The organism is Providencia sp. M-27, assembly GCF_011077905.1.
Taxonomy (GTDB): Bacteria; Pseudomonadota; Gammaproteobacteria; order Enterobacterales; family Enterobacteriaceae; genus Providencia; species Providencia huaxiensis.
Window position 1 is genome coordinate 1 of the sequence record NZ_JAALBT010000001.1, and the last position, 23,581, is coordinate 23,581.

The 23,581-nt window shown below is 42.1% G+C and carries 18 protein-coding genes, 2 tRNA genes and 1 rRNA gene; 16 read left to right on the forward strand and 5 right to left on the reverse strand.

Going from position 1 to position 23,581, the window contains the following annotated elements; all coding sequences use genetic code 11:
* The 3 genes from rrf to G6Q48_RS00015 all read left to right on the forward strand — a co-directional run.
* Positions 1–94: ribosomal RNA gene (gene rrf, locus G6Q48_RS00005) — 5S ribosomal RNA — on the forward strand; the annotation flags it as partial.
* Positions 95–154: 60 nt separating this feature from the next.
* Positions 155–231: transfer RNA gene (locus G6Q48_RS00010), tRNA-Asp, on the forward strand.
* Positions 232–239: 8 nt separating this feature from the next.
* Positions 240–315: transfer RNA gene (locus G6Q48_RS00015), tRNA-Trp, on the forward strand.
* A gap of 657 nt (positions 316–972) precedes the next feature.
* Here G6Q48_RS00015 and hdfR read toward each other — a convergent pair.
* On the reverse strand, positions 973–1,812 hold the full coding sequence (gene hdfR / locus G6Q48_RS00020) for an HTH-type transcriptional regulator HdfR (RefSeq protein ID WP_166263917.1): 840 nt from the start codon (positions 1,810–1,812) through the stop codon (positions 973–975).
* Between the two features lie 112 nt (positions 1,813–1,924).
* On the opposite strand from hdfR, the gene G6Q48_RS00025 reads away from it, so the two are divergent.
* Entirely contained in the window at positions 1,925–2,263 is a 339-nt protein-coding gene (locus G6Q48_RS00025) for a DUF413 domain-containing protein (protein ID WP_102139853.1), read from the forward strand.
* A gap of 77 nt (positions 2,264–2,340) precedes the next feature.
* Here G6Q48_RS00025 and G6Q48_RS00030 read toward each other — a convergent pair whose 3' ends face one another.
* Positions 2,341–3,867, reverse strand: a complete 1,527-nt coding sequence (locus tag G6Q48_RS00030) for a YifB family Mg chelatase-like AAA ATPase (protein ID WP_102139854.1) — start codon at positions 3,865–3,867, stop codon at positions 2,341–2,343.
* A 479-nt stretch (positions 3,868–4,346) separates the two neighbouring features.
* Between G6Q48_RS00030 and ilvL the strand changes: the two genes are divergently transcribed.
* The 6 genes from ilvL (at position 4,347) to ilvA (ending at position 10,926) form a co-directional block, all read left to right on the forward strand.
* Positions 4,347–4,448 carry an ilv operon leader peptide gene (ilvL, locus tag G6Q48_RS00035; RefSeq protein WP_071524553.1) on the forward strand — a complete coding sequence of 34 codons (102 nt, stop codon included), beginning with the start codon at positions 4,347–4,349 and terminating at the stop codon, positions 4,446–4,448.
* A gap of 132 nt (positions 4,449–4,580) precedes the next feature.
* Positions 4,581–6,227 carry an acetolactate synthase 2 catalytic subunit gene (ilvG, locus tag G6Q48_RS00040; RefSeq protein WP_166263919.1) on the forward strand — a complete coding sequence of 549 codons (1,647 nt, stop codon included), beginning with the start codon at positions 4,581–4,583 and terminating at the stop codon, positions 6,225–6,227.
* Positions 6,224–6,493 (forward strand): acetolactate synthase 2 small subunit, encoded by a 270-nt coding sequence (ilvM, locus tag G6Q48_RS00045; protein WP_102139856.1) that lies wholly within the window; start codon positions 6,224–6,226, stop codon positions 6,491–6,493. The genes ilvG and ilvM overlap by 4 nt, the downstream gene beginning before the upstream one ends.
* A gap of 11 nt (positions 6,494–6,504) precedes the next feature.
* Entirely contained in the window at positions 6,505–7,431 is a 927-nt protein-coding gene (locus tag G6Q48_RS00050) for a branched-chain amino acid transaminase (protein ID WP_166263921.1), read from the forward strand.
* Between the two features lie 67 nt (positions 7,432–7,498).
* Positions 7,499–9,349: a dihydroxy-acid dehydratase gene (ilvD, locus tag G6Q48_RS00055; RefSeq protein ID WP_166263923.1), complete on the forward strand. Its 1,851-nt coding sequence runs from the start codon at positions 7,499–7,501 to the stop codon at positions 9,347–9,349.
* Between the two features lie 2 nt (positions 9,350–9,351).
* Positions 9,352–10,926, forward strand: a complete 1,575-nt coding sequence (ilvA, locus tag G6Q48_RS00060; protein WP_102139859.1) for a threonine ammonia-lyase, biosynthetic — start codon at positions 9,352–9,354, stop codon at positions 10,924–10,926.
* Here ilvA and ilvY read toward each other — a convergent pair.
* Entirely contained in the window at positions 10,918–11,814 is an 897-nt protein-coding gene (ilvY, locus tag G6Q48_RS00065) for an HTH-type transcriptional activator IlvY (protein WP_102139860.1), read from the reverse strand. The genes ilvA and ilvY overlap by 9 nt on opposite strands.
* 173 nt (positions 11,815–11,987) lie before the next feature.
* Here ilvY and ilvC point away from each other — a divergent pair, with 173 nt between their 5' ends.
* A complete protein-coding gene (gene ilvC / locus G6Q48_RS00070) occupies positions 11,988–13,460 on the forward strand; it encodes a ketol-acid reductoisomerase (RefSeq protein ID WP_166263925.1) in 1,473 nt (490 codons plus the stop codon).
* Between the two features lie 243 nt (positions 13,461–13,703).
* A complete protein-coding gene (gene rep / locus G6Q48_RS00075) occupies positions 13,704–15,728 on the forward strand; it encodes a DNA helicase Rep (RefSeq protein ID WP_166263927.1) in 2,025 nt (674 codons plus the stop codon).
* A gap of 52 nt (positions 15,729–15,780) precedes the next feature.
* Here the strand turns inward: rep and gppA are convergent, their stop codons facing one another.
* Together gppA and rhlB are read right to left on the reverse strand one after the other, a co-directional pair.
* Positions 15,781–17,283 carry a guanosine-5'-triphosphate,3'-diphosphate diphosphatase gene (gene gppA, locus G6Q48_RS00080; protein ID WP_166263929.1) on the reverse strand — a complete coding sequence of 501 codons (1,503 nt, stop codon included), beginning with the start codon at positions 17,281–17,283 and terminating at the stop codon, positions 15,781–15,783.
* 11 nt (positions 17,284–17,294) lie between these two features.
* Positions 17,295–18,581 (reverse strand): ATP-dependent RNA helicase RhlB, encoded by a 1,287-nt coding sequence (gene rhlB, locus G6Q48_RS00085; RefSeq protein WP_166263931.1) that lies wholly within the window; start codon positions 18,579–18,581, stop codon positions 17,295–17,297.
* Positions 18,582–18,698: 117 nt separating this feature from the next.
* Here rhlB and trxA point away from each other — a divergent pair, with 117 nt between their 5' ends.
* The 4 genes from trxA to wzzE all read left to right on the forward strand — a co-directional run bounded on the left by trxA (position 18,699) and on the right by wzzE (position 23,486).
* Positions 18,699–19,025, forward strand: a complete 327-nt coding sequence (gene trxA, locus G6Q48_RS00090) for a thioredoxin TrxA (RefSeq protein WP_102139865.1) — start codon at positions 18,699–18,701, stop codon at positions 19,023–19,025.
* A 704-nt stretch (positions 19,026–19,729) separates the two neighbouring features.
* Entirely contained in the window at positions 19,730–20,989 is a 1,260-nt protein-coding gene (rho, locus tag G6Q48_RS00095; RefSeq protein ID WP_004906109.1) for a transcription termination factor Rho, read from the forward strand.
* Positions 20,990–21,312: 323 nt separating this feature from the next.
* Complete coding sequence (wecA, locus tag G6Q48_RS00100; protein ID WP_166263933.1) at positions 21,313–22,398, forward strand: UDP-N-acetylglucosamine--undecaprenyl-phosphate N-acetylglucosaminephosphotransferase; 1,086 nt, start codon at positions 21,313–21,315, stop codon at positions 22,396–22,398.
* A gap of 29 nt (positions 22,399–22,427) precedes the next feature.
* The gene (wzzE, locus tag G6Q48_RS00105) at positions 22,428–23,486 is read left to right on the forward strand and encodes an ECA polysaccharide chain length modulation protein (RefSeq protein ID WP_166263935.1); all 1,059 of its coding nucleotides are present in this window, start codon (positions 22,428–22,430) and stop codon (positions 23,484–23,486) included.
* Positions 23,487–23,581: the final 95 nt, after the last annotated feature.

A 23,581-nucleotide genomic window follows, 5' to 3' on the forward strand; every position in this document is an offset into this window, starting at 1 on the left:
TCCCACCTGACCCCATGCCGAACTCAGCAGTGAAACGCCGTAGCGCCGATGGTAGTGTGGGGTCTCCCCATGTGAGAGTAGGGAACTGCCAGACATTAATTAAAGGTTTATTGCTCAATTAGCAGTAAACAGCCGAGAGGCAAAAAGAATAAGTGGAGCGGTAGTTCAGTTGGTTAGAATACCTGCCTGTCACGCAGGGGGTCGCGGGTTCGAGTCCCGTCCGTTCCGCCACTTAATTTAGGGGCGTAGTTCAATTGGTAGAGCACCGGTCTCCAAAACCGGGTGTTGGGAGTTCGAGTCTCTCCGCCCCTGCCAGTTACCAATTAAGTAATAATAAAAGAAGTATCTATTGATAACCCGATTAGCTTAATCGGGTTTTTCTTTATCCGTACAATTGTAAATATAGAGTTATTTTCTTAACCCCCTTCAGTTAATCTTTAATTCACTTTTTTCCCCCACATACTATATTAACTTTCACTAATTTCAAAAAATCACTTTGCTAAAGAAGTAATATATTGTTGTATTATTGTTTTATAAAAATAAATGCCGATGAGTTTTTCGTGATTGATATACTTATTGAGATATAAAAGAAAATATTAGTTAAGACTATTTAATAGCGGCATATAATTTACTTATTCATTTTTTTTATTATATTAAGTTGCGTTAGCGTCATTAAACATGAGGTTATTAAATTCTATTTATAAATCAGACTATTAATTCAATAATAGGACCTTCATGTCAGAGGTTGATGCTTAGGTTAATATTCGTAAGCTAAGTATGAAAAGATGTTTATAGGAATTAAAGAATAAAGCTCAGAGCATACAAAGTGGCTATGTAAATATTATCTCGCCTTTTGCTAAAATTCAGACAAAAATTAGCTTTTAATAATATTCGTTCAATTATAGGTGAGGGTTATGAGACTTTCACAAGTATAAAGATATGCCAAACCACCCGTTATGAGGGTGGCTATGATTATTCACTTAAAGGCGCATTTTTTATTGGCGTCTTAATCAATTGATTGATAAGAGCTTGTTGATCATTTTTTTGGAGCCAGACAGCATACAAGGGTTTGCTTATTGAGGTTTCTGAGAGCGTTTTTAAGCCTGGGTATTGATATGCCCAATGTGCAGGCAAAAATGCCGCTGAAAGCGATACAGGAAGTAATTGACGGGTAATATGGGCTGAGGTAGTGATCATTACGGGTGTATCATCTTGAGTTAGTGCTGGTTCATTTTTTGGATGAAAATCAGCCCCCCATTCAAGCTTTATAAAATTATATTTTGTGAGTGCAATATTTTTTTGGGAAGCCATAAGTTGTAAGTCAATAGTACCGATGATTGTGCTTTCAAACTCATCCATTTTGGGTGGCTCAGTTGCAATTAATAAATCTAATTCTCTAGAATGTAATTGCTTAACGAGGGACTGACGCGTTGAAACTCTAGCTTCGAGTCGTAGTTCATCATGTTGATTATAAAGTTCTTCTGCCCAGTCAGTTAGATAGCCTTCCCAAAGTGAAGCGGTTGCACCAATAGAAAGTTCTGTGTGTTGTGAGGCATGAGATATCTCTTTTTTAGCTTGCAACCAGGTATTCATTAGTGATTCAGCATATGGAACAAGCCTTTCACCGGCAGCGGTTAACCGGATATTATTTCTATGTCTCGTAAATAGGCTTGTACCTAGTTGTGTTTCTAATTGCCTAATACGGAAGCTAACCGCTGATTGCGTTAAATAGAGTGATTCTGCGGCTCTACCAAAGTGCCTAGTTTTACTAACCTCTAAAAAAGTTCTCAATAACTCGCTGTCCACGCGCATCTCCAATTATTTTTGTCGTGATGATTTAAATGTTTTGTTTTACAGATTGTCAATGCTGTCTAATACTCCGCGCCATATAGAGTTTGACTGTAATAAGTTAGGAGTGTGTCAGATGGCAGATAGCTTCATCACGACTAATCGTTTTTTTGATAATAAACATTACCCACGTGGCTTTTCTCGTCATGGTGATTTCACCATCAAAGAAGCTCAGTTGCTAGAACGTCTCGGCCAAGCTTTTAATGAGCTTGATGCAGGTAAACGAGCACCGCAGACAGAAGAAGAAAAACTTTTCGTCGCTGTATGCCGTGGTGAACGTGAACCAGCTACCCCAGAAGAAAAAGTTTGGGTAAAATATTCTAGCCGTATTAACCGCCCTAAACGCTTCCATACTTTATCTGGCGGTAAACCGCAGATAGACCCATCGGAAGACTACACTGATACAGATGATTAATATCGTCATCGTATGATAAGAGGGACTCCGGTCCCTTTATTTTTACGAGATAATAAGTACTTGTCTGTCCACCCTTCTCAGCTTACTTGTTTTTGCAAATGAAGCAATAACTTATCCATCGCTCGATACCCCAGCGCTTCTAATAAATCGGAACGCTCAATAGTTTCTGCGGCATTAAGGTCGGCTATTGTTCTAGCAACCCTTAAAATTCTATGCCAGGCTCGGATGGAAAGACCTAACTTATTTAATGCATGTTCTAAGAATAACGCATCTTTTGTTGTTAGTAGGCAAAATTGTGTGGTTTCTCTTGGCGTTAGTAAACTATTAATTTTTCCAGCTCGCCTAAGTTGTCTATTTCTAGCTTCGATGACTCTTTGTCTAACGTGTTCACTTGTTTCACCTTGATTTGTTTGATTACTCAATGAGCCGAGAGGCAACAATGGAATTTCTATTGAGAGGTCAAATCGATCAATAAAAGGCCCTGATATGCGTGAAAGGTAACGTAGGATACGAGAAGGGACTGAACGGCTCATTTCTCCTTGGTAGTGCCCTGTTGGACTAGGATTTAAGGCTGCGATCAGCTGGAAGCTTGCAGGATAGCAAACTTTTGCTTTTGCTCGAGAAATGCTAATTTTTCTAGATTCTAATGGTTCTCGTAAAGAATCAAGTACTGAACGGCTAAATTCTGGTAATTCATCTAAAAATAACACACCATGATGTGCAAGTGAAATTTCGCCAGGTTTGGGAAGCGAGCCTCCCCCAATTAAAGCCGCAATTGATGCGCTATGATGAGGCGCTCTAAAAGGCCTTATTGGCCAGTTCATATCTTCTTTTGTGTTTTCACTCAAACTATGCAATGAAGCCACTTCTAATGCTTCCTGAGGGGTTAAAGGGGGAAGTAAAGTCATTAGCCGGCTTGCTAACATCGTTTTTCCTGTTCCCGGAGGACCCAGTAAGAGTAAATTATGCCCACCAGCAGCACAAATTTCTAATGCCCGTTTCCCATGTTCTTGGCCGATAATATCGTTAATATCACTCTCTTGCTTGATTGAGATAGGCGGTTGATGAATTTGTTGATTACAAAGTAATGTATGTTTGTTATGTAAAAAATGACAAAGCTCTAATAAGGATGTCGCGAAATAAACGCTATTATTTGGGAGCAAACCTAATTGGTGTTGATTCTCCATGGATAGTATCAAAGAACGCTGTTGTTTTAATGCTGATTGAGCTGCAGGAATAGCGCTATTGACATAACGAACATCGCCAGACAAAGCGAGTTCGCCTAAAAATTCATACTGTCTTAATGGCTCGTGGGGGAGTTGGCCTGATGATGCGAGTATGGCTATCGCAATTGCGAGGTCATACCGACCGCTTTCTTTTGGTAAATCGGCTGGCGCTAAATTAACCGTCATTTTTTTAGCTGGATATTCAAATCCACTGTTTAGTAGAGCGCTTCGAACTCTATCTCTTGCTTCTTTTACTGCTGTTTCTGGTAGCCCAACAAGTGTTAAACCTGGAAGCCCATTACTAATATGTGCTTCAACAGTAACAAGAGGTGCTTCTAACCCAATTGATGCTCTAGTGTAAACAATCGCTAATGTCATAAGCCCTCCAATATCATTTACAGAGTAATATTCTGCTGAAAGTAAGTTTACTTATCTTGGGTAGATAATATGTTTGCGAAGCTGCTCGACAATTTAATTACTTAGTTACTGGACTGTTTCAATTTACTGCGAGCAGCTTCGAAGTCTTGTTATAATTGGGGTTGTGAGGATGTTATAAAGCATGGAGACTATTCTGAGCTTGGAAATCAGTAAGAAAAAATAATTAATTTCTCTGTGTGAGTTTTAATGGCGCTAGATGATTGTTATGGATGATATAGCTGATCATGCTGGGTATTTTGTTGAATATTACTGATGAATGGGTGTTTAAGTAGTTTATAATGCTAATTATCTCATAGGTATGTGATTTTGAAGTGATTTAATGTTTTGAAAATAAATAAATTAAATAAAAGTTGTCAAAACAATTTTAAAATGATAACTCTAAATAATAGATAATTAAGAATATTGAAAAAGTAAAATACATGAACGCATTTATCCAAGCAGTTAGCCTAATTATTATTAGCGTGGTGGTGATTATTATCCCACCGTGCGGGGCTGCACTTGGACGACGAAGGCTAAAATAACAGCCAGATCTTACGAGAACCCCGCACCGAAAGGCGCGGGGTTTTTTTTGACATAAATGTTGATTAATGCAAACACACAAAATAAAACATAACAAATACAAATAGATAAAGTAGATGGACAGGAGATAAAGCATGAACGGAGCACAATGGTTAGTTCAAGCATTGCGAGCACAGGGGGTTGATACCGTATTTGGTTATCCTGGTGGCGCAATAATGCCAGTTTATGATGCATTGTATGATGGTGGAGTTGAGCATTTGTTGTGTCGACATGAGCAAGGTGCTGTAATCGCTGCGATTGGCTATGCACGTTCAACAGGAAAAACAGGGGTATGTATCGCAACATCTGGCCCTGGTGCAACAAATGTTATCACGGGATTAGCTGACGCATTATTAGACTCCGTCCCTGTTGTCGCGATTACCGGGCAAGTCGCCTCTGAGTTTATCGGAACCGATGCCTTTCAGGAAATCGATGTCTTAGGGTTGTCTTTAGCTTGTACTAAACATAGCTTTTTAGTTGAAGATATCGAAGATTTACCTCGCATTCTTGCTGAGGCTTTCGCAATCGCAAATAGTGGGCGTCCTGGCCCTGTACTGATTGATATTCCGAAAGATATTCAGCTACAACAAGCTGAGCTGTCTCCGTTTTTAATGCCAGTAGAGCAGGAAGTTACCTCGCCTTTATCTGAAATTCAACAAGCTAGAATGTTATTAGAACAATCAGAAAAGCCTATGTTGTATGTTGGCGGTGGTGTTGGAATGTCTGGTGCGGTTACAGAATTGCGTGAATTTATTGAGTTTACAGGCATTCCTTCAGTTGCAACATTAAAAGGTCTTGGTGCTGTGAGTCCTTTAGATGAAAACTATTTAGGTATGTTAGGGATGCATGGCACTAAGGCAGCCAATATCTCAGTACAACGTTGTGACCTACTCATCGCTGTTGGTGCTCGTTTTGATGATAGGGTAACAGGTAAGTTAAATACTTTTGCACCGAACGCCAAAGTGATTCATATCGATATAGATCACGTAGAACTGGATAAATTGCGTCAAACTCATGTTGCGCTGCATGGTGATGCAAAGGTATTACTGCCTGAATTAATGCTTAAAAAATCAATTGCGCTTTGGCAGCAGGAAGTTCAGCAACTTAAAAAAGAATTCGGTTGGCGTTATGACCATCCTGGTGAGCCTATTTATGCGCCATTATTACTGAAACAGCTGTCGGATAAAATGAAGCCAAATACGGTTGTTACCACTGATGTAGGGCAACACCAAATGTGGTCAGCGCAACATATCACCGTTGATGCGCCTGAAAACTTCTTAACTTCAAGCGGGCTTGGAACCATGGGGTTTGGTATCCCTGCGGCAATTGGTGCACAGGTTGCTAGGCCTGAAGATACCGTTGTCTGTGTCTCTGGGGATGGCTCATTTATGATGAATGTCCAAGAGCTGGGAACCATCAAACGTAAGCAACTTCCTGTAAAAATCCTTTTGATCGATAACCAACGATTAGGCATGGTCCGTCAGTGGCAAGAACTGTTTTTTGAACAGCGCTATAGCGAAACAATTTTAACAGATAACCCTGATTTTGTGGCATTAGCCAGTGCGTTTGGTATCAAAGGCCAACGGATCACAGACAAGTCGGAAGTTAACGCTGCATTAGATGAATTACTTAATAGTGAAGGTGCCTATTTATTACAGGTATCAATTAATGAATTAGAAAATGTCTGGCCGTTGGTTCCACCTGGGGCTAGTAATGAAAAAATGATGGAGAAACCATTATGATGCAACATCAAATCTCGATATTGGCCCGTTTCCGTCCTGAGGTTTTAGAGCGTATATTAAGGGTCACTCGCCATCGTGGATTTCGTATTAATGCCATGAATATGGGGCAATCGACAGACGGCGACAATGTTAATATTGAACTTACTGTAAGTAGTCAAAGGCCATTAACCCAGCTTTGTGCACAGTTAACCAAGCTTTCAGACATTACAGAAGTTGAAGTACGACAACAAGAATCACGACTATTACGCACACAAAGTGCAATGTAAGGAATATACAAATGACTAAGAAAGCTGACTTTATTTGGTTTAACGGTGAAATGACGCCATGGGCTGATGCAAAGGTTCATGTTATGTCTCATGCTCTGCACTATGGTACATCAGTGTTTGAAGGCGTCCGTTGTTATGACTCACACAAAGGTCCCGTGGTCTTCCGCCATCGTGAGCATATGCAACGTTTGCATGATTCAGCGAAAATTTACCGTATGCCTGTCAGCTATAGTGTGGAAGAGTTAATGGAAGCATGTCGTGCAACTCTGCGTAAAAATAACTTAGTCAGTGCATATATTCGCCCATTGGTATTTATTGGTGATGTTGGTATGGGTGTTAACCCACCAGACGGTTATAACACCGATGTGATTTTAGCTGCGTTCCCATGGGGTGCTTATTTAGGTGAAGAAGCGTTAGACCAAGGCATTGATGCGATGGTGTCTTCTTGGAATCGTGTTGCACCAAACACCATTCCTACAGGGGCAAAAGCAGGTGGTAACTACCTGTCTTCATTACTGGTTGGTAGTGAAGCGCGTCGCCATGGTTACCAAGAAGGGATTGCACTAGATGTTCATGGGTATCTTTCAGAAGGCGCAGGGGAAAATATTTTTGAGGTGAAAGATGGCATCCTGTATACGCCTCCTTTCACATCATCTGCATTACCGGGTATTACACGCGATGCAATTTTAACCTTAGCAAAAGATATGGGTATTGAAGTTCGTGAGCAAACACTATCACGCGAATCTCTCTATCTTGCTGATGAAGTCTTTATGACAGGCACAGCTGCCGAAATTACGCCAGTACATAGCGTTGATGGTATCCAAGTCGGCATTGGTCGTTGTGGCCCAGTAACCAAGCAAATTCAGCAAGCATTCTTTGGCTTATTTGATGGCACAACAGAAGATAAATGGGGCTGGTTAGATCCAGTAAACCCTTAATAATTAAATTGAAATAGATGTTACAGGCGGACGTTCCCCGCCTGTTTTAAACACGGGAGTTAAAGATATGCCTAAGTACCGTTCAGCAACAACAACTCATGGTCGTAATATGGCTGGGGCTCGTGCATTATGGCGTGCAACAGGCATGACCGATGCTGATTTTGGAAAGCCCATTATTGCTGTTGTTAACTCATTCACACAGTTTGTTCCTGGTCACGTACATCTACGTGATTTAGGCAAATTAGTTGCAGAGCAAATTGAAAATGCAGGTGGTGTTGCGAAAGAGTTTAATACAATCGCAGTTGACGATGGGATTGCCATGGGACATGGCGGAATGCTGTATTCCTTACCTTCTCGTGAATTAATTGCAGACTCGGTTGAATATATGGTGAATGCACACTGTGCGGATGCCATGGTATGTATTTCAAACTGCGATAAGATCACCCCAGGCATGTTGATGGCGTCATTGCGCCTCAATATTCCAGTTATTTTTGTTTCGGGTGGCCCGATGGAAGCGGGTAAAACCAAGCTTTCAGACCAAATTATCAAGCTCGATTTGGTTGATGCCATGATCCAAGGAGCGAACCCAAATGTGAGCGATGCAGATAGCGAGCAAATAGAACGTTCAGCATGCCCAACGTGTGGTTCTTGCTCAGGAATGTTTACTGCAAACTCAATGAACTGTTTAACTGAGGCGCTTGGGTTATCTCAGCCAGGAAATGGCTCATTGTTGGCGACTCACGCAGATCGCGAAACGTTATTTATCAATGCAGGTAAGCGCATTGTTGAATTAACCAAACGCTATTACGAACAAGATGATGAAAGTGCGTTACCACGCAATATCGCCAATAAATCTGCATTTGAAAATGCGATGACGTTGGATATTGCCATGGGTGGTTCAACTAACACCGTCCTGCACTTACTGGCAGCCGCTCAGGAAGCAGAGATCGATTTCACCATGGATGATATCGACCGCTTATCACGTAAAGTTCCACACCTCTGTAAGGTTGCACCGAGTACGCAAAAATACCATATGGAAGATGTTCACCGTGCTGGTGGTGTTATCGGTATTTTAGGTGAGCTGAGCCGTGCAGGTTTGCTGCAAGAAAATGTGACTAATATTTTAGGCCTTAGCTTCCAAGAAACACTAGCGCAATATGATGTGATGTTAACAAAGGACGAGTCTGTCAAATCGATGTTTTCCGCAGGCCCTGCCGGGATCCGCACGACAAAAGCTTTTTCACAGAATTGCCGTTGGCCGTCATTGGATACTGACCGTGAAAATGGGTGTATCCGTAGTATTGAGCATGCGTATAGTTTGGATGGGGGCCTTGCTGTCCTGTCTGGAAATATTGCAGAGGATGGCTGTATTGTTAAAACAGCAGGGGTTGATGAAGGTAGCTTAACATTCCGTGGCCCAGCCAAAGTGTTTGAAAGCCAAGATGATGCCGTTGAGTCGATCCTCGGTGGAAAAGTTGTTGAAGGTGATGTGGTTGTTATTCGTTATGAAGGGCCTAAAGGTGGCCCTGGCATGCAAGAAATGCTGTATCCAACCTCATATCTGAAATCAATGGGGTTAGGCAAAAGCTGTGCATTGATAACGGATGGCCGCTTTTCAGGTGGTAGCTCTGGGCTTTCTATCGGCCATATTTCGCCAGAAGCCGCGAGTGGTGGCTTATTAGCATTAGTTCAAGATGGCGATATTATTGATATTGATATTCCAAAAAGAACGATTGTGCTGGATGTTAGTGAAAGCGAATTGAATCAACGTCGTGAAGCTGAATTGGCTCGAGGTGATAAAGCTTATACTCCGCGTAATCGTCAGCGTGAGGTTTCTTTTGCTCTGCGTGCTTACGCTTCTTTGGCGACGAGCGCAGACAAAGGTGCTGTTCGTGACAAGTCGAAATTAGGGGGCTAATTGTGGCGGCAGCAAAACCATTACCGGTTGCCCCAACCGGAGCAGATTACTTAAAAGCGGCGCTGAGTGCGCCGGTTTATGAAGCTGCACAGGTTACACCTCTTCAACAGATGGATAAAATATCTTCACGCTTGGGCAATACCATTTTAGTCAAGCGCGAAGATAGGCAGCCAGTACATAGCTTTAAGCTCCGTGGTGCTTACGCCATGATTGCGAGTTTAACTGAAGAGCAAAAAAGCAAAGGTGTGGTGACCGCTTCTGCAGGGAATCACGCTCAAGGCGTTGCGTTATCGGCAAATCGTGTGGGTGTGAAAGCAAAAATCGTTATGCCAGTTGCGACAGCGGATATCAAAGTGGATGCCGTACGTAGTTTCGGTGGCGAAGCTATTTTACATGGTGCCAATTTTGATGAAGCGAAAGCGAAAGCCATTGCAATGGCAGAAGAGGATGGTTACACCTTCGTTCCACCTTTTGATCACCCTTCAGTCATTGCAGGGCAAGCCACGATAGCACTTGAACTATTGCAACAAGATGTTCATTTAGACCGAATTTTTATCCCAGTAGGTGGCGGTGGGTTAATTGCGGGCGTCGCTGTGATTATCAAGCAATTAATGCCTGAAATTAAAATCATTGGTGTAGAGTCGGAAGATGCTGCTTGTTTAAAAGCGGCATTAGAGGCGGGACACCCTGTTGATTTACCCCGTGTTGGCTTATTTGCAGAAGGTGTAGCAGTAAAACGCATCGGAGACGAAACCTTCAGGTTGTGCCAGCAATATGTTGATGATGTTATTACTGTTGATAGCGATTCCATTTGTGCAGCACTGAAAGATATTTTTGAAGATGTTCGTGCGATAGCTGAACCTTCAGGCGCTTTGGCATTGGCCGGATTGAAAAAATATGTACAGCAGCACAACATCAAAGGCGAACGTTTAGCACATATTTTGTCCGGTGCGAATATGAATTTCCACGGGCTGCGTTATGTTTCTGAGCGCTGTGAAATTGGTGAACAACGAGAAGCTTTGCTGGCAGTGACCATTCCTGAGCAAAAAGGGAGTTTTTTACGCTTTTGCCAGTTATTAGGTCATCGAGCAATTACGGAGTTTAACTATCGATATACGGATGCCGATCCTGACCGTGCTTGTATTTTTGTTGGGGTGCGTTTAAGTGGCCGTGATGGCGAGCGCTCGGAGATTATTCAAGAGCTCAAAAGTAACGGCTATGAAGTCGATGATTTATCTGATGATGAAATGGCCAAACTCCATGTGCGTTACATGATTGGTGGCCGCCCATCAAAGCCATTAGATGAAAGATTGTATAGCTTTGAATTTCCAGAGTCTCCAGGTGCATTACTGAGATTCTTAGAGACTCTTGGGACTCATTGGAATATTACGTTATTTCATTATCGCAGCCATGGTACGGATTATGGACGAGTGCTGGCGGCATTTGAACTGGCCGGGCCAGAAGTACGTTTTGATAGGCATCTTGATGCGCTAGGTTATGAATATCATGATGAAACAGGAAACCCGTCTTTCCGTTTTTTCTTAGCGCCACAAGATAACCAAAGAACCTTAGACTGAGTTGTCCGGGAGTAACTCCCAGAACGCTTTAATTAATGGTTCACTCAGGCGTTTGCTTAATAGGCAAACGCCGAGTTCAAAAGGTTCAACCATTGAAATATTATCGAGCTGTGAAATACGGCTACGTACGGGCTCTGGGCTGTTATCAACGACCACGCTGGGGATCAAGGCAATGCCACATCCCAAAGCCACCATTGACACAATAGCCTCATGGCCCGATACCGTCGCATAAATGACGGGGTTATTGATATTATGGCGACGGAACCAAAGTTCGATACGTTTACGTGATGGGCCATGCTCAGGCAGGATGAAGGGGACGGTAGACCAATCAGGTTCAGCCTCTGTTACCATACTTCGTACTGCACAGGGTAGTGATGGAGCAATCAAAACGAGAGGGATTTCGCCGATTTTTGCAAAACGGACGTTATCAGGTAAGCGCTCGGGTTTGCCTGCGATACCAAGGTCAGCCTCATGAGTTTCCACTTTTTCAACGGCATCAGCTGCGTCCCCTGTCGTGAGCTTAATTTCAACTAATGGGTGCAGCGCACGGAATTTATCTAACACTTCGGGTAAATGACTATAGGCTGCCGTAACAGAACAGAAAAGGTGCAGTTCTCCACTGAGCGATGGGCTTTGCTGGTTGAGAGCATGTTGCAGTTGTTGATATTGCAATAATGTTTGTTGGGCAAATTGCTTAAGATGCTCCCCTGCTTGGGTCAATTTGACTGAGCGGTTATCGCGCACAAATAGTGGGTGACCCAGCTGTTCTTCGAGGCGTTGTATTTGTCTAGACAATGTGGAAGGGCTGACATGCATCGCTTTAGATGTGCGCCCGAAGTGGCAACTTTGTGCTAAATGCAAAAAAAGCTTGAGATCGCGAATGTCCATTTTGCCCTCTAATAACATAATTAATGACGTTGCAGATATTGCAACATTGTATTGTTAATATATCAATTTAAGCAATGCGAAACATCGCATATAGTAAATCCATAAACGCTCAAAAATGAGCGACAGGCAGACTGCCGGACATAACGAACACAACAGAACAATGGAGTATGACAATGGCGAATTATTTTAACACATTGAATTTACGTGAGCAGTTAGCTCAATTAGGTAAGTGCCGTTTTATGCAGCGCGAAGAATTTGCGGATGAAGCGGGCTTTCTGAAAGGTAAAAAAATCGTCATCGTCGGTTGTGGAGCACAAGGTCTGAACCAAGGCCTGAATATGCGTGACTCAGGTTTAGATATTGCTTATGCATTACGTGATGAAGCAATTGCAGAGAAACGTGCTTCATGGCGCAAAGCGACAGAAAATGGTTTCAAAGTTGGGACTTATAAAGAATTGATCCCTACTGCTGATTTGGTTGTTAACTTAACGCCAGACAAACAGCATTCAGCCGTTGTTCGTGCTGTTCAGCCTATGATGAAACAAGGCGCAGCACTGGGTTATTCACATGGCTTCAACATTGTTGAAGTTGGCGAAGAAATCCGTAAAGACATTACTGTTGTGATGGTTGCTCCAAAATGTCCAGGTACTGAAGTACGTGAAGAATACAAGCGTGGTTTTGGTGTTCCAACGCTGATTGCAGTACACCCAGAAAATGACCCGAAAGGTGAGGGTATGGCGATTGCTAAAGCGTGGGCGGCAGCGACTGGCGGTCACCGTGCAGGTGTTCTGGAATCCTCATTTGTTGCAGAAGTTAAGTCTGACCTGATGGGTGAGCAAACGATTCTGTGTGGTATGTTGCAAGCGGGTGCATTACTGAGCTACGACAAAATGGTCGCAGACGGTGTTGAGCCAGGCTACGCAGGTAAATTAATTCAGTTTGGTTGGGAAACTATCACTGAAGCGCTGAAACAAGGCGGTATCACGCTGATGATGGATCGCTTATCTAACCCTGCGAAAGTGCGTGCTTATGCGTTATCTGAGCAACTGAAAACTATCATGGCGCCATTGTTCCACAAACATATGGATGACATCATTTCAGGCGAGTTTTCTGCAACAATGATGGCAGACTGGGCAAATGATGATAAAAACTTGCTGACATGGCGTGAAGAGACAGGCAAAACAGCATTCGAAAATTACCCTGAATATAACGGGAAAATTGCGGAACAAGAGTACTTCGACCACGGTGTTCTGTTAGTTGCAATGGTTAAAGCAGGCGTTGAGTTAGCGTTCGATACGATGTTAGAAGCGGGTATCTTAGAAGAATCGGCTTACTATGAGTCACTGCATGAGTTACCACTGATTGCGAACACTATTGCTCGTAAACGTTTATATGAAATGAACGTGGTTATCTCTGATACTGCAGAATATGGTAACTATCTGTTTTCATTCGCAGTTGTACCAATGCTGAAGGATTTCATGACGAAATTACAAGCAGGGGATTTAGCGAAATCAGTTGCAGATAATGGTACTGATAACGCGCAGTTACGTGATATCAACGAAGCTATCCGTAATCATCCGATTGAGAAGATCGGTAAGACTTTACGGGGTTATATGACGGATATGAAGAAGATTGCGGTCGGCTAATTTTTCGTCACTCTTCGCGTGATAGGTGCGTTGGCTACACTCTGTTACCTTCCTCTAACGCGAATAGTTTAGAAAAATGCATTAATGATATAAAAGAAAAAGAACAAAACCACATTATTCGGATGAATGATGTGGTTTTTTGTTTTTTATAAATAGAGAAGATCGTTGCTCAAGAGTTGGCTCGGTTTCTGCTACAATCTGTAGCGAATTCCTTTTTGAATAACTGAGTGATGTAGAGAAGCCATGCGATTAAACCCAAGCCAACAGCAGGCAGTTGAATTTGTCGATGGCCCGTGCCTTGTATTGGCGGGAGCGGGGTCAGGCAAAACACGTGTTATTACCAATAAAATTGCGCATTTAATTCGCCAATGTGGTTATCAGCCTAGGCAAATTGCAGCGGTGACTTTCACCAATAAAGCAGCGCGGGAAATGAAAGAACGCGTGGCACAAACCTTGGGTAAGAAAGAAGCGCGTGGTTTGATCATATCCACCTTCCATACATTAGGGTTGGAAATTATTAAGCGTGAATATAAAGCGCTGGGTATTAAAGCCAACTTTTCGCTATTTGACGACCAAGACCAGATGGCATTGTTGAAAGAGCTCACTTTTGACTTGCTAGAAGAGGATAAAGACTTACTCAAGGAATTGATCTCAGCGATCTCAAATTGGAAAAATGATCTTATCTCGCCACAACAGGTTATAGGCCAAGCACGGAGTGAAAAAGAGCATCACTTTGCTGAGTGTTATCGTCGCTATGAACTTCATCTGAAAAGTTGCAATGTGCTGGATTTTGATGACTTAATCAGCAAACCTACCATGTTGTTATATCAGAATGAAGAAGTTCGCGAGCGCTGGCAGCAAAAAATTCGTTACTTGCTGGTGGATGAGTACCAAGATACCAATACGAGTCAGTATCAGTTGGTTAAATTGCTTGTGGGGCAGCGGGCAAGGTTTACGGTTGTGGGTGATGACGACCAGTCAATCTATTCATGGCGTGGAGCAAGGCCGCAAAATTTAGTTTTATTGAATCAGGACTTCCCTAAGTTAAATGTTATTAAGCTTGAGCAAAATTACCGTTCATCCGAACGAATTTTAAAGGCTGCGAATATTTTAATTGCCAATAACCCTCATGTATTTGAAAAAAAACTATTTTCAGAGCTGGGATATGGTGCGCCACTTCGGGTTCTTACCGCAAATAATGAAGATCACGAAGCCGAAAGAGTGATTGGGGAACTTATTGCACACCACTTTATTAATAAGACGGAATATAAAGATTACGCCATTTTGTATCGCGGTAACCATCAATCGCGTATTTTTGAAAAAATGTTGATGCAAAACCGCATTCCGTATCGTATTTCGGGGGGGACTTCGTTTTTCTCTCGCCCTGAAATCAAAGACTTATTAGCTTATTTGCGAGTATTGACGAACCCTGAAGATGACAGTGCTTTTTTACGTATCGTAAATACTCCACGTCGAGAGATTGGCCCCAAAACTATCCAAAAATTGGGGGAATGGGCAAACCAGCGGGGCAAAAGCTTGTATCAAGCCAGTTTTGATCTAGGGCTTGAACAAAGCTTAAAAGGCAAAGGATTAGAAGCATTACAGCGTTTCACTCATTGGATGGACAGTATTGTTCGAACGTCGGAACGTGAACCTTTAATTGCGGTGCGTGATTTGCTGCGCGAAATGGATTATGAAAGCTGGTTATATGAAACGTCGACCAGTACTAAAGCGGCTGAAATGCGAATGAAAAACGTCAACCAATTGTTCACATGGATGAGTGAAATGGTGGAAGGTGATGAGCTCAATGACCCAATGACATTGAGCCAAGTGGTTACCCGCTTTACGCTGCGCGATATGATGGAGCGTGGTGAGGATGATGAAGAATCAGACCAAGTTCAACTCATGACGTTGCATGCCTCTAAAGGTCTTGAATTCCCTTATGTTTTTTTGGTTGGTATGGAAGAGGGGCTATTGCCACACCAAAGTAGTATTGATGAAAACAATATTGATGAAGAACGCCGTTTAGCCTATGTGGGAATTACGCGGGCACAAAGAGAGCTGTTTTTTTCTCATTGCCGTGAGCGCCGCCAATATGGTGAATTAATCCGCCCTGAATTAAGCCGTTTTCTTCTTGAATTACCTCAAGATGATTTGCAATGGGAGCAGGAGCGTAAAGTGGTTAGTGCGCAGGAGCGTATGCAGAAAGGGCAATCAGCATTAGCTGATATTAAAGCCCGTTTAGGGTTAAATAAAAAAAGCGAGTAACGGTAACTAATTGAATTTCCACACTAGAGTCGGCCTAGTGTGGAAAATATTATCAATTTGAACTATTACGTTCTTCCAACTCTAAAACCCAATTTACATAGCCCTGCCATTGGACTTCTTGCTGTAAATTTTCAGCTCGTAGAGGGTGAGAAGATAACCAACGATAGGGTAATGTAATGGTTAATATTTGTGCATTCACATTAAGCCTAAGAGCAGGCAAGGTATCATCCCGTCTACGGCTCGCAAAAATAATGGCGAGACGAAGTAAACGACATAAATCATATGCATGCTGCATGGGTAACGCATTTTGTTGGCTTAATGGCGTTAAATCAACAGGGCCTTGCTGGTTTATCAATAATGCAGCAAGTAACCGTTTTTGAGCCGGAGTGAAGCCAGGTAAATCAAGGTGTGTTATGAGGTAGCTAGCGTGCTCGGGGCCTTTACGGAAATCAACACTCAAGCCGATTTCATGTAAGGCGCATGCACTTGATAGTAAATCACGACAGCGAGTATCTAAGCCCCAATCTTTCGCGACTTGCAAGTAAAAATATTCTGCAAGTTGACGAACTCGGCCAGCTTGTTCGATATCGACTTGGAAGCGCCGTTGAATATTGCGAACGGTACGAGCGCGAATATCCTGCTCAATAGGAAGCTGTAGCATACCATAGACAAGACCTTCACGAAGTGCGCCGCCAGCCAGTGTCATGTTATCAATGTTTAATGCTTCAAAGATAGCAATCAAAATAGACAAGCCGCTTGGAAAAACCAGAGCGCGTTCGAAGGTTAAGCCGTCAATTTCAAGCTCTTCAAGTTTTTGGCATTGAATGGCTTTGCGCTTAAGCTGTTGTAATTTAGAAAGAGTGATCAGTTCATCCATGCCTTGGGCAATCATGATTTCCTGAATGGCTTGTACAGTACCGGATGCACCAACACATATCTTCCACCCATGTGTCTTTAGTGCATCAGCAATAGGGGCGATGACATTATGGGCAGCGGCTTGAGCCGCTGCGAAGTTTTCTTCGGTTAAACTTCTATCGCCAAAGTAGCGCTCAAGCCAAGTTACACACCCCATTTCAAGGCTGTAGAGTTGCTCTGCTTTTGCGCCTGTACCCGTAACTAGCTCAGTGCTTCCCCCTCCAATATCAACCACTAAGCGTTGATCTGGCCCGCCAGTTGTATGTGCAACACCTTGATAAATCAAACGAGCTTCTTCTTCCCCTTGAATGACTTTAACAGGGTTTCCTAAAATTTGGCTGGCTTTTTCGATGAAAATATCGGCATTTTTAGCTAGACGCAAAGTCGCTGTTGCGACAACACGAATTTGTGTATTCGGAATATCTTGTAAGTGTTCCGAAAACAGGCGCAAGCATTGCCAGCCTCGCTCCATTGCTTGCTCAGAAAGCAGGTTGTTGTTATCTAACCCTGCTGCAAGACGAACTTTGCGTTTAACCCTAGAGATGACCTGAATGCTGCCAGCAGTCTCACGTACAACGAGCATATGAAAACTGTTTGAGCCTAAATCGATGGCGGCATAAAGAGAAGAAGATTTCAGCATATCGTTTTTACTCAGCCTGGACGTTTATGGTTGTTACGTGGGCCATTGTGGCGACGCTGCGAATTCGAATTACGGCGAGGGCCTCCAGGACGTGGGCGATGACGGCGTTTTGGCGCAGGTAAATCGCTCAATAATGCATCACTGTTATATTTACTCACAGGGATTGAGTGTTGGATATATTCTTCAATAGCTGGCAGGTTAAGTGCATATTCTTCACAGGCTAAGCTAATTGAGTTTCCGCTTTCGCCAGCACGGCCAGTACGGCCAATACGGTGTACATAATCTTCACAGTCATCAGGTAAGTCGTAGTTAAAGACATGAGTTACTGATGGAATATGTAAACCACGTGCAGCAACATCAGTTGCCACTAAAATATCTAAATGGCCTTGTGTGAATTGCTCTAATATACGCAGTCGTTTTTTCTGTGCGACATCGCCAGTTAGCAAGCCTACACGATGACCATCAGCAGCTAAATGTGCCCAAATATCATCACAACGGTGTTTGGTATTGGCGAAAATAATACAACGCTCTGGCCACTCTTCTTCAAGTAGCGTTTGGAGCAAGCGCATTTTCTCTTCATTAGAAGGGTAAAATAACTCTTCTTTAATACGATGACCTGTTTTTTGTAAAGGTTCGACCTCAACATATTCAGGGTTATTCATTTGTTCGAAAGCTAATTCTCTTACTCGGTAAGATAAAGTTGCAGAAAACAGCAAGTTAAGCCTGTCTGCCGCACCTGGCATGCGACGGAAAATCCAGCGGATATCTTTAATGAAACCAAGGTCATACATACGGTCGGCTTCATCGAGGACCACAACTTGAATCGCACTTAAGTCGACATGGCCTTGTTTTGCGTAGTCGATTAAACGGCCAGTTGTACCAATAAGGATATCAACACCGTTTTGTAAAACCTTCAGTTGCTCATCATAGCCGTCACCACCGTATGCTAAGCCCATTTTCAGGCCAGTGTACTCAGCGAGCTCTTTAGCATCTGAATAGATTTGTACAGCGAGTTCGCGTGTCGGCGCCATAATGAGAGCACGAGGCTGATTCGCTTTTTTACCCTCAATCGCAGGGTGAGTTAATAAATAATGGAATGTAGACGTTAAAAAAGCTAACGTTTTCCCTGTACCGGTTTGCGCTTGACCCGCCACGTCTTTGCCTTCGACAGTAAAAGGCAAGGTGGACGCCTGGATAGGCGTGCAAAAATTGAAGCCTTTTTTATTTAGAGCTTCAATGACTTTAGGGTGCAATGCGAAGTCGGAAAACTTCTTTTCTGTCAAGTGTGCTTTACTCATAGTATGTTAGAATATCAGTTAACGGTTGGTTTACGAAAGTGTATCTTTTGAAATAAAGCATACTGCTGCCAATAATGTTACACTAAGTCTGCAAAAGATGACCCCTTGGAGTACAACATGAGCGATAAAATTATACATATAACTGATGCAAGTTTTGCAACTGAAGTTTTGAACGCAAGTTCACCTGTTCTCGTCGATTTTTGGGCAGCATGGTGTGGTCCTTGTAAAATGATCGCGCCTATTCTTGATGAAGTTGCTGAAGAATATACAGGCAAACTGACTATCACAAAACTGAATATTGATGAAAACCCAGGTACTGCTCCAAAATATGGAATTCGTGGTATCCCGACCTTGCTTTTATTCAAAAATGGTGAAGTCGCAGCAACGAAAGTCGGTGCATTATCAAAAACGCAACTGAAAGAATTTTTAGACGAAAATCTGTAAGTTATCGTTATATGTAAGCTAAAACGTTTAGCGGTATATCTATTTTATCTAGAGAGCCGCTAGACGTCTTCACTTAAGCATGATAAGTTATCTTTATTCCTCGTATAGCACCCATATGAATTACCTTGTATTCCATTGCTCTTATCTTACATATCTAGCTTGTTAGTTCAGTATTGTGATGTCTTTTTTGATCAAAAAACTGATGACATAATGATTTTAAATATGAAATTGAAAGTTTAGACGTTGAGTTATAGCCGTATTCAATATCTTCTGTTTCAATGTATCCTTCATATGAATTAAAGATAGTGCATAAACGAACATAGTGAAATTCAATATTTTTATATCTTTTGGATATAAAAATGAAGTGGGAGAAGGTTGGCATTGAGCTGTTATGTGTTTTTTAATGCTAATCTGACATTAAATTTGCGATATTGGGATGGATGTTGTCCTAAATGTACAAAAAACTATTGCTAATATTGTCCGTGTTTCTAATAATATGCCACACATCATCAAGATGGGTTGCAGTCAAATGTTAGAGTAATCTTAGTAATGGCTAGCACAAGATTTTTTTGCATTGCTGTTTGCTTTTGGTAAAAATTAGCGATCAGCAGGGCAGTATAAAGTTAAACTGGCACTTAATAATAAGCTGCCGTCAATTTACGTTCATAGTTCGAGAATTACCCCGAGTTAAAGAACCCACCATTATGAATCTTACCGAATTAAAAAATACGCCAGTATCAGAATTGATTACGTTAGGCGAAAACATGGGGCTAGAGAACTTAGCCCGTATGAGAAAGCAGGATATTATTTTCTCTATTTTGAAGCAGCATGCGAAAAGTGGCGAAGATATTTTCGGCGATGGCGTACTGGAAATATTGCAGGATGGATTTGGTTTCCTCCGTTCAGCAGACAGTTCTTACCTCGCAGGTCCTGATGATATCTACGTTTCTCCTAGCCAAATCCGCCGTTTTAACTTACGTACAGGTGACACAATTTCAGGAAAAATTCGTCCTCCTAAAGAAGGTGAACGTTATTTTGCCCTCCTAAAAGTCAACGAAGTTAACTACGACAAACCTGAAAATGCCCGCAGTAAAATTCTTTTCGAAAACCTAACTCCATTGCATGCAAACCGTCGTCTGCGTATGGAACGTGGTAACGGTTCAACTGAAGATTTAACTGCACGTGTACTGGATCTTGCGGCGCCAATCGGTCGTGGCCAACGTGGTCTGATTGTTGCTCCACCGAAAGCGGGTAAAACAATGTTGCTGCAAAACATTGCAGCAAATATTGCACACAATTATCCTGATTGCGTTCTGATGGTTCTGTTGATCGATGAACGTCCTGAGGAAGTGACAGAAATGCAGCGTTTAGTTAAAGGTGAAGTAATCGCTTCAACTTTCGATGAGCCTGCAGCACGTCACGTTCAAGTCGCTGAGATGGTGATTGAGAAAGCGAAACGTCTAGTTGAACATAAAAAAGACGTTATCATTTTACTCGACTCTATTACGCGTCTGGCCCGTGCATACAACACCGTTGTACCTTCCTCTGGGAAAGTATTAACCGGTGGTGTGGATGCTAACGCATTACACCGTCCAAAACGTTTCTTCGGTGCTGCTCGTAATGTTGAAGAAGGTGGAAGCCTGACAATCATTGCAACTGCACTGGTTGATACCGGTTCTAAGATGGATGAAGTTATTTACGAAGAGTTTAAAGGTACAGGTAACATGGAACTGCACCTGTCTCGTAAGATTGCAGAAAAACGTGTTTTCCCTGCAATAGACTACAACCGTTCTGGTACGCGTAAAGAAGAGTTACTGACATCGCAAGATGAGTTACAAAAAATGTGGATCCTGCGTAAGATCATTCACCCAATGGGCGAAATCGATGCAATGGAGTTCCTCATCAGTAAATTAGCGATGACGAAAACTAACGAAGAGTTCTTTGACTTTATGAAAAGAGCCTAGTCGTTAAGTTCATTTAATTATCGATGCTTTTAAGGCCACTTCTTAATTGAAGTGGCCTTTTTTTATAACCTATACTAAAAAAGGATACTTCAATTTTCTTTTTAGAATGCCTTGTGATACAGATTATAGATGATGAGGATATTTTATTGGCATGAATATTGCTTGGATATTGGTATGTGATAGTAGTAGGGCTCAAGTCTAGAACAGTACGGTAGTTAACGTGTTTTCTGATAGAAGCCATTCATCATCTGTATTGCTTGTTTTTAAGTAACACTCAGAAGCATTGATGTGTAATTTAAATAGAATAATGAGAGAGTGAACCAGTGGATAGAGCACATTTTTTTACTAATCTTCTTTACGTATTTTTATTTACGTTTTGTATGATTTTTATTGCTCGACTAATAACTGCCAAAATTGGCTTAGTAGATAAGCCTAATTATAGAAAAAAACATGAAGGACTAGTACCACTTGTCGGTGGAATATCAATTTATATTGGAATATGTTTTGCTTTTTCTATTACGAATGAATACATCCCGCATAAATGGTTATATTTGCTATGTGCAGGTACTCTGGTATTAGTTGGTGCTCTTGATGACCGATTTGACATTAGTGTAAAGCTAAGGGCGTTTGTACAGGCTTTTGTTGCAGTGTTAATGATGACAGTGGCTGGGCTTAAGTTAAATTCTTTAGGGTATGCGTTTGGGCCATGGGAATTAGTGTTAGGGCCTTTTTCCTATATAGTGACGCTATTTGCAGTATGGACGGCGATCAATTCTTTCAATATGATTGATGGCATTGATGGTTTACTCGGTGGAGTTGCTTGTGTTGCGTTTGGTGCATTAGGACTTTTATTATACTTGAATGGTAATATGGCTTTATCATTTTGGTGCTTTGCTTTTATTGTAGCGATTATTCCTTACTTAATTTTAAATCTTGAGTTACTAGGTCGCCGTTTTAAAGTTTTCATGGGAGATGCGGGAAGTACACTGATTGGGTTCACTATTATTTGGATCCTTGTGGCTTCGACCCAAGAAGAAGTACATCCGATTAACCCAGTTACCGCTTTATGGATTATTGCGATCCCTCTAATGGATATGGTTGCCATTATGTATCGACGTATTCGTAAAGGCATGAGCCCATTTTCACCAGATCGCCAACACATTCACCATTTAATTATGCGTTCTGGCTTTACACCAAAAGGGGCATTTGTGCTGATTACATTATCAGCAGCCGCTTTAGCGTGTGTTGGTATTATTGGTGAACACTTAACATTTGTACCTGAATGGGTAATGTTGGCATTATTTTTGCTTGTATTTATGATGTATGGTTACTGCATCAAACGAGCTTGGAAAGTCGCCCGTTTTATTAAGCGAGTAAGACGTAGAGCACGTAGAGGAGCAGTACGGTAACGACAAAACGAAAATAGAGGTTCTGTGCAGTGAATAACTCAGAAACACAACCGAGTCAGCATCAATCGCCAATAGAGCCGGAATTGGATATCCGTGGTTTATGTCGCTCACTGTGGCAAGGTAAAATTTGGATCGTTGCATTTGCCGTTATTTTTGCTGCAATTGCCTTGGGAGCGTCCTATTTTATGCAGCCAAAGTGGAGTGCGACAGCAATTACGGATTTACCAACCGTCAATAATCTGGGAAGTTACTATTCTCAGCAACAATTTCTGCGCAACCTCGATTCCCGTATTAATAATACGGGGGTAGAAGGGCAATTACCGACAATCGCAAAAGAAGCTTATCAAGAATTCACCAAGCAGCTCGGCTCTTATGATACGCGTCGTCAGTTTTGGCTAAATACAGATTACTATAAGCAGCGTTTAGAGAATGACCCTAAAGCAGATGCCGCATTATTGGATGAGCTCATCAACGATATTGAGTTTACGCCAGCAGATGAAGTCAAAAATTTAACAGATAGCATTAAGTTAGTGGCGGAAACTTCTGCTGATGCGAACCAGTTGCTGCGTCAATATACTCAGTTCGCTAACCAACGTGCGACAACGAATCTCAATGATGAAATTAAAGGCACTTGGGCTACGAAAATGCAATCTATGAAGGCATTGGTTAAACGCGAAGACATGGTGGCAAAGGCTGCTTATGAACGTCGTTTGAATGCTTTAGAACAAGCACTAAAAGTTGCTGAAAAACAAGGTATTGTGCGTAATCAAAGTGCAACGCCTGTGGATGAAATTCCAGATTCTAAAATGTTTATGTTAGGTGCCCCTTTATTAGAAGCACAGATTGAAACATTGAAAGCAACTGGGCCCGATCACGATAGTGATTACGATCAAAATATTGCCATGTTATCAACATTGAGCGTAGGGCCTACCCTCCAAGATAATTTTCAAGCATATCGCTATTTACGAACGCCTGAAGAGCCCGTTAAACGCGATAGTCCTCGTCGAGCCTTTATGATGGTTCTATGGGGAGCCATAGGGATGTTAGTAGGTGCCGGTGTGGTACTTGCTCGCCGCCGCCCATCTTGATTTTGGGATAAGCCACTGGTGAATTTACCAGTGGCATATAAAGTTATTAAGATTACAAAAGCAGCTCACTGCGAAAGATAAATATAAGAGAGTCA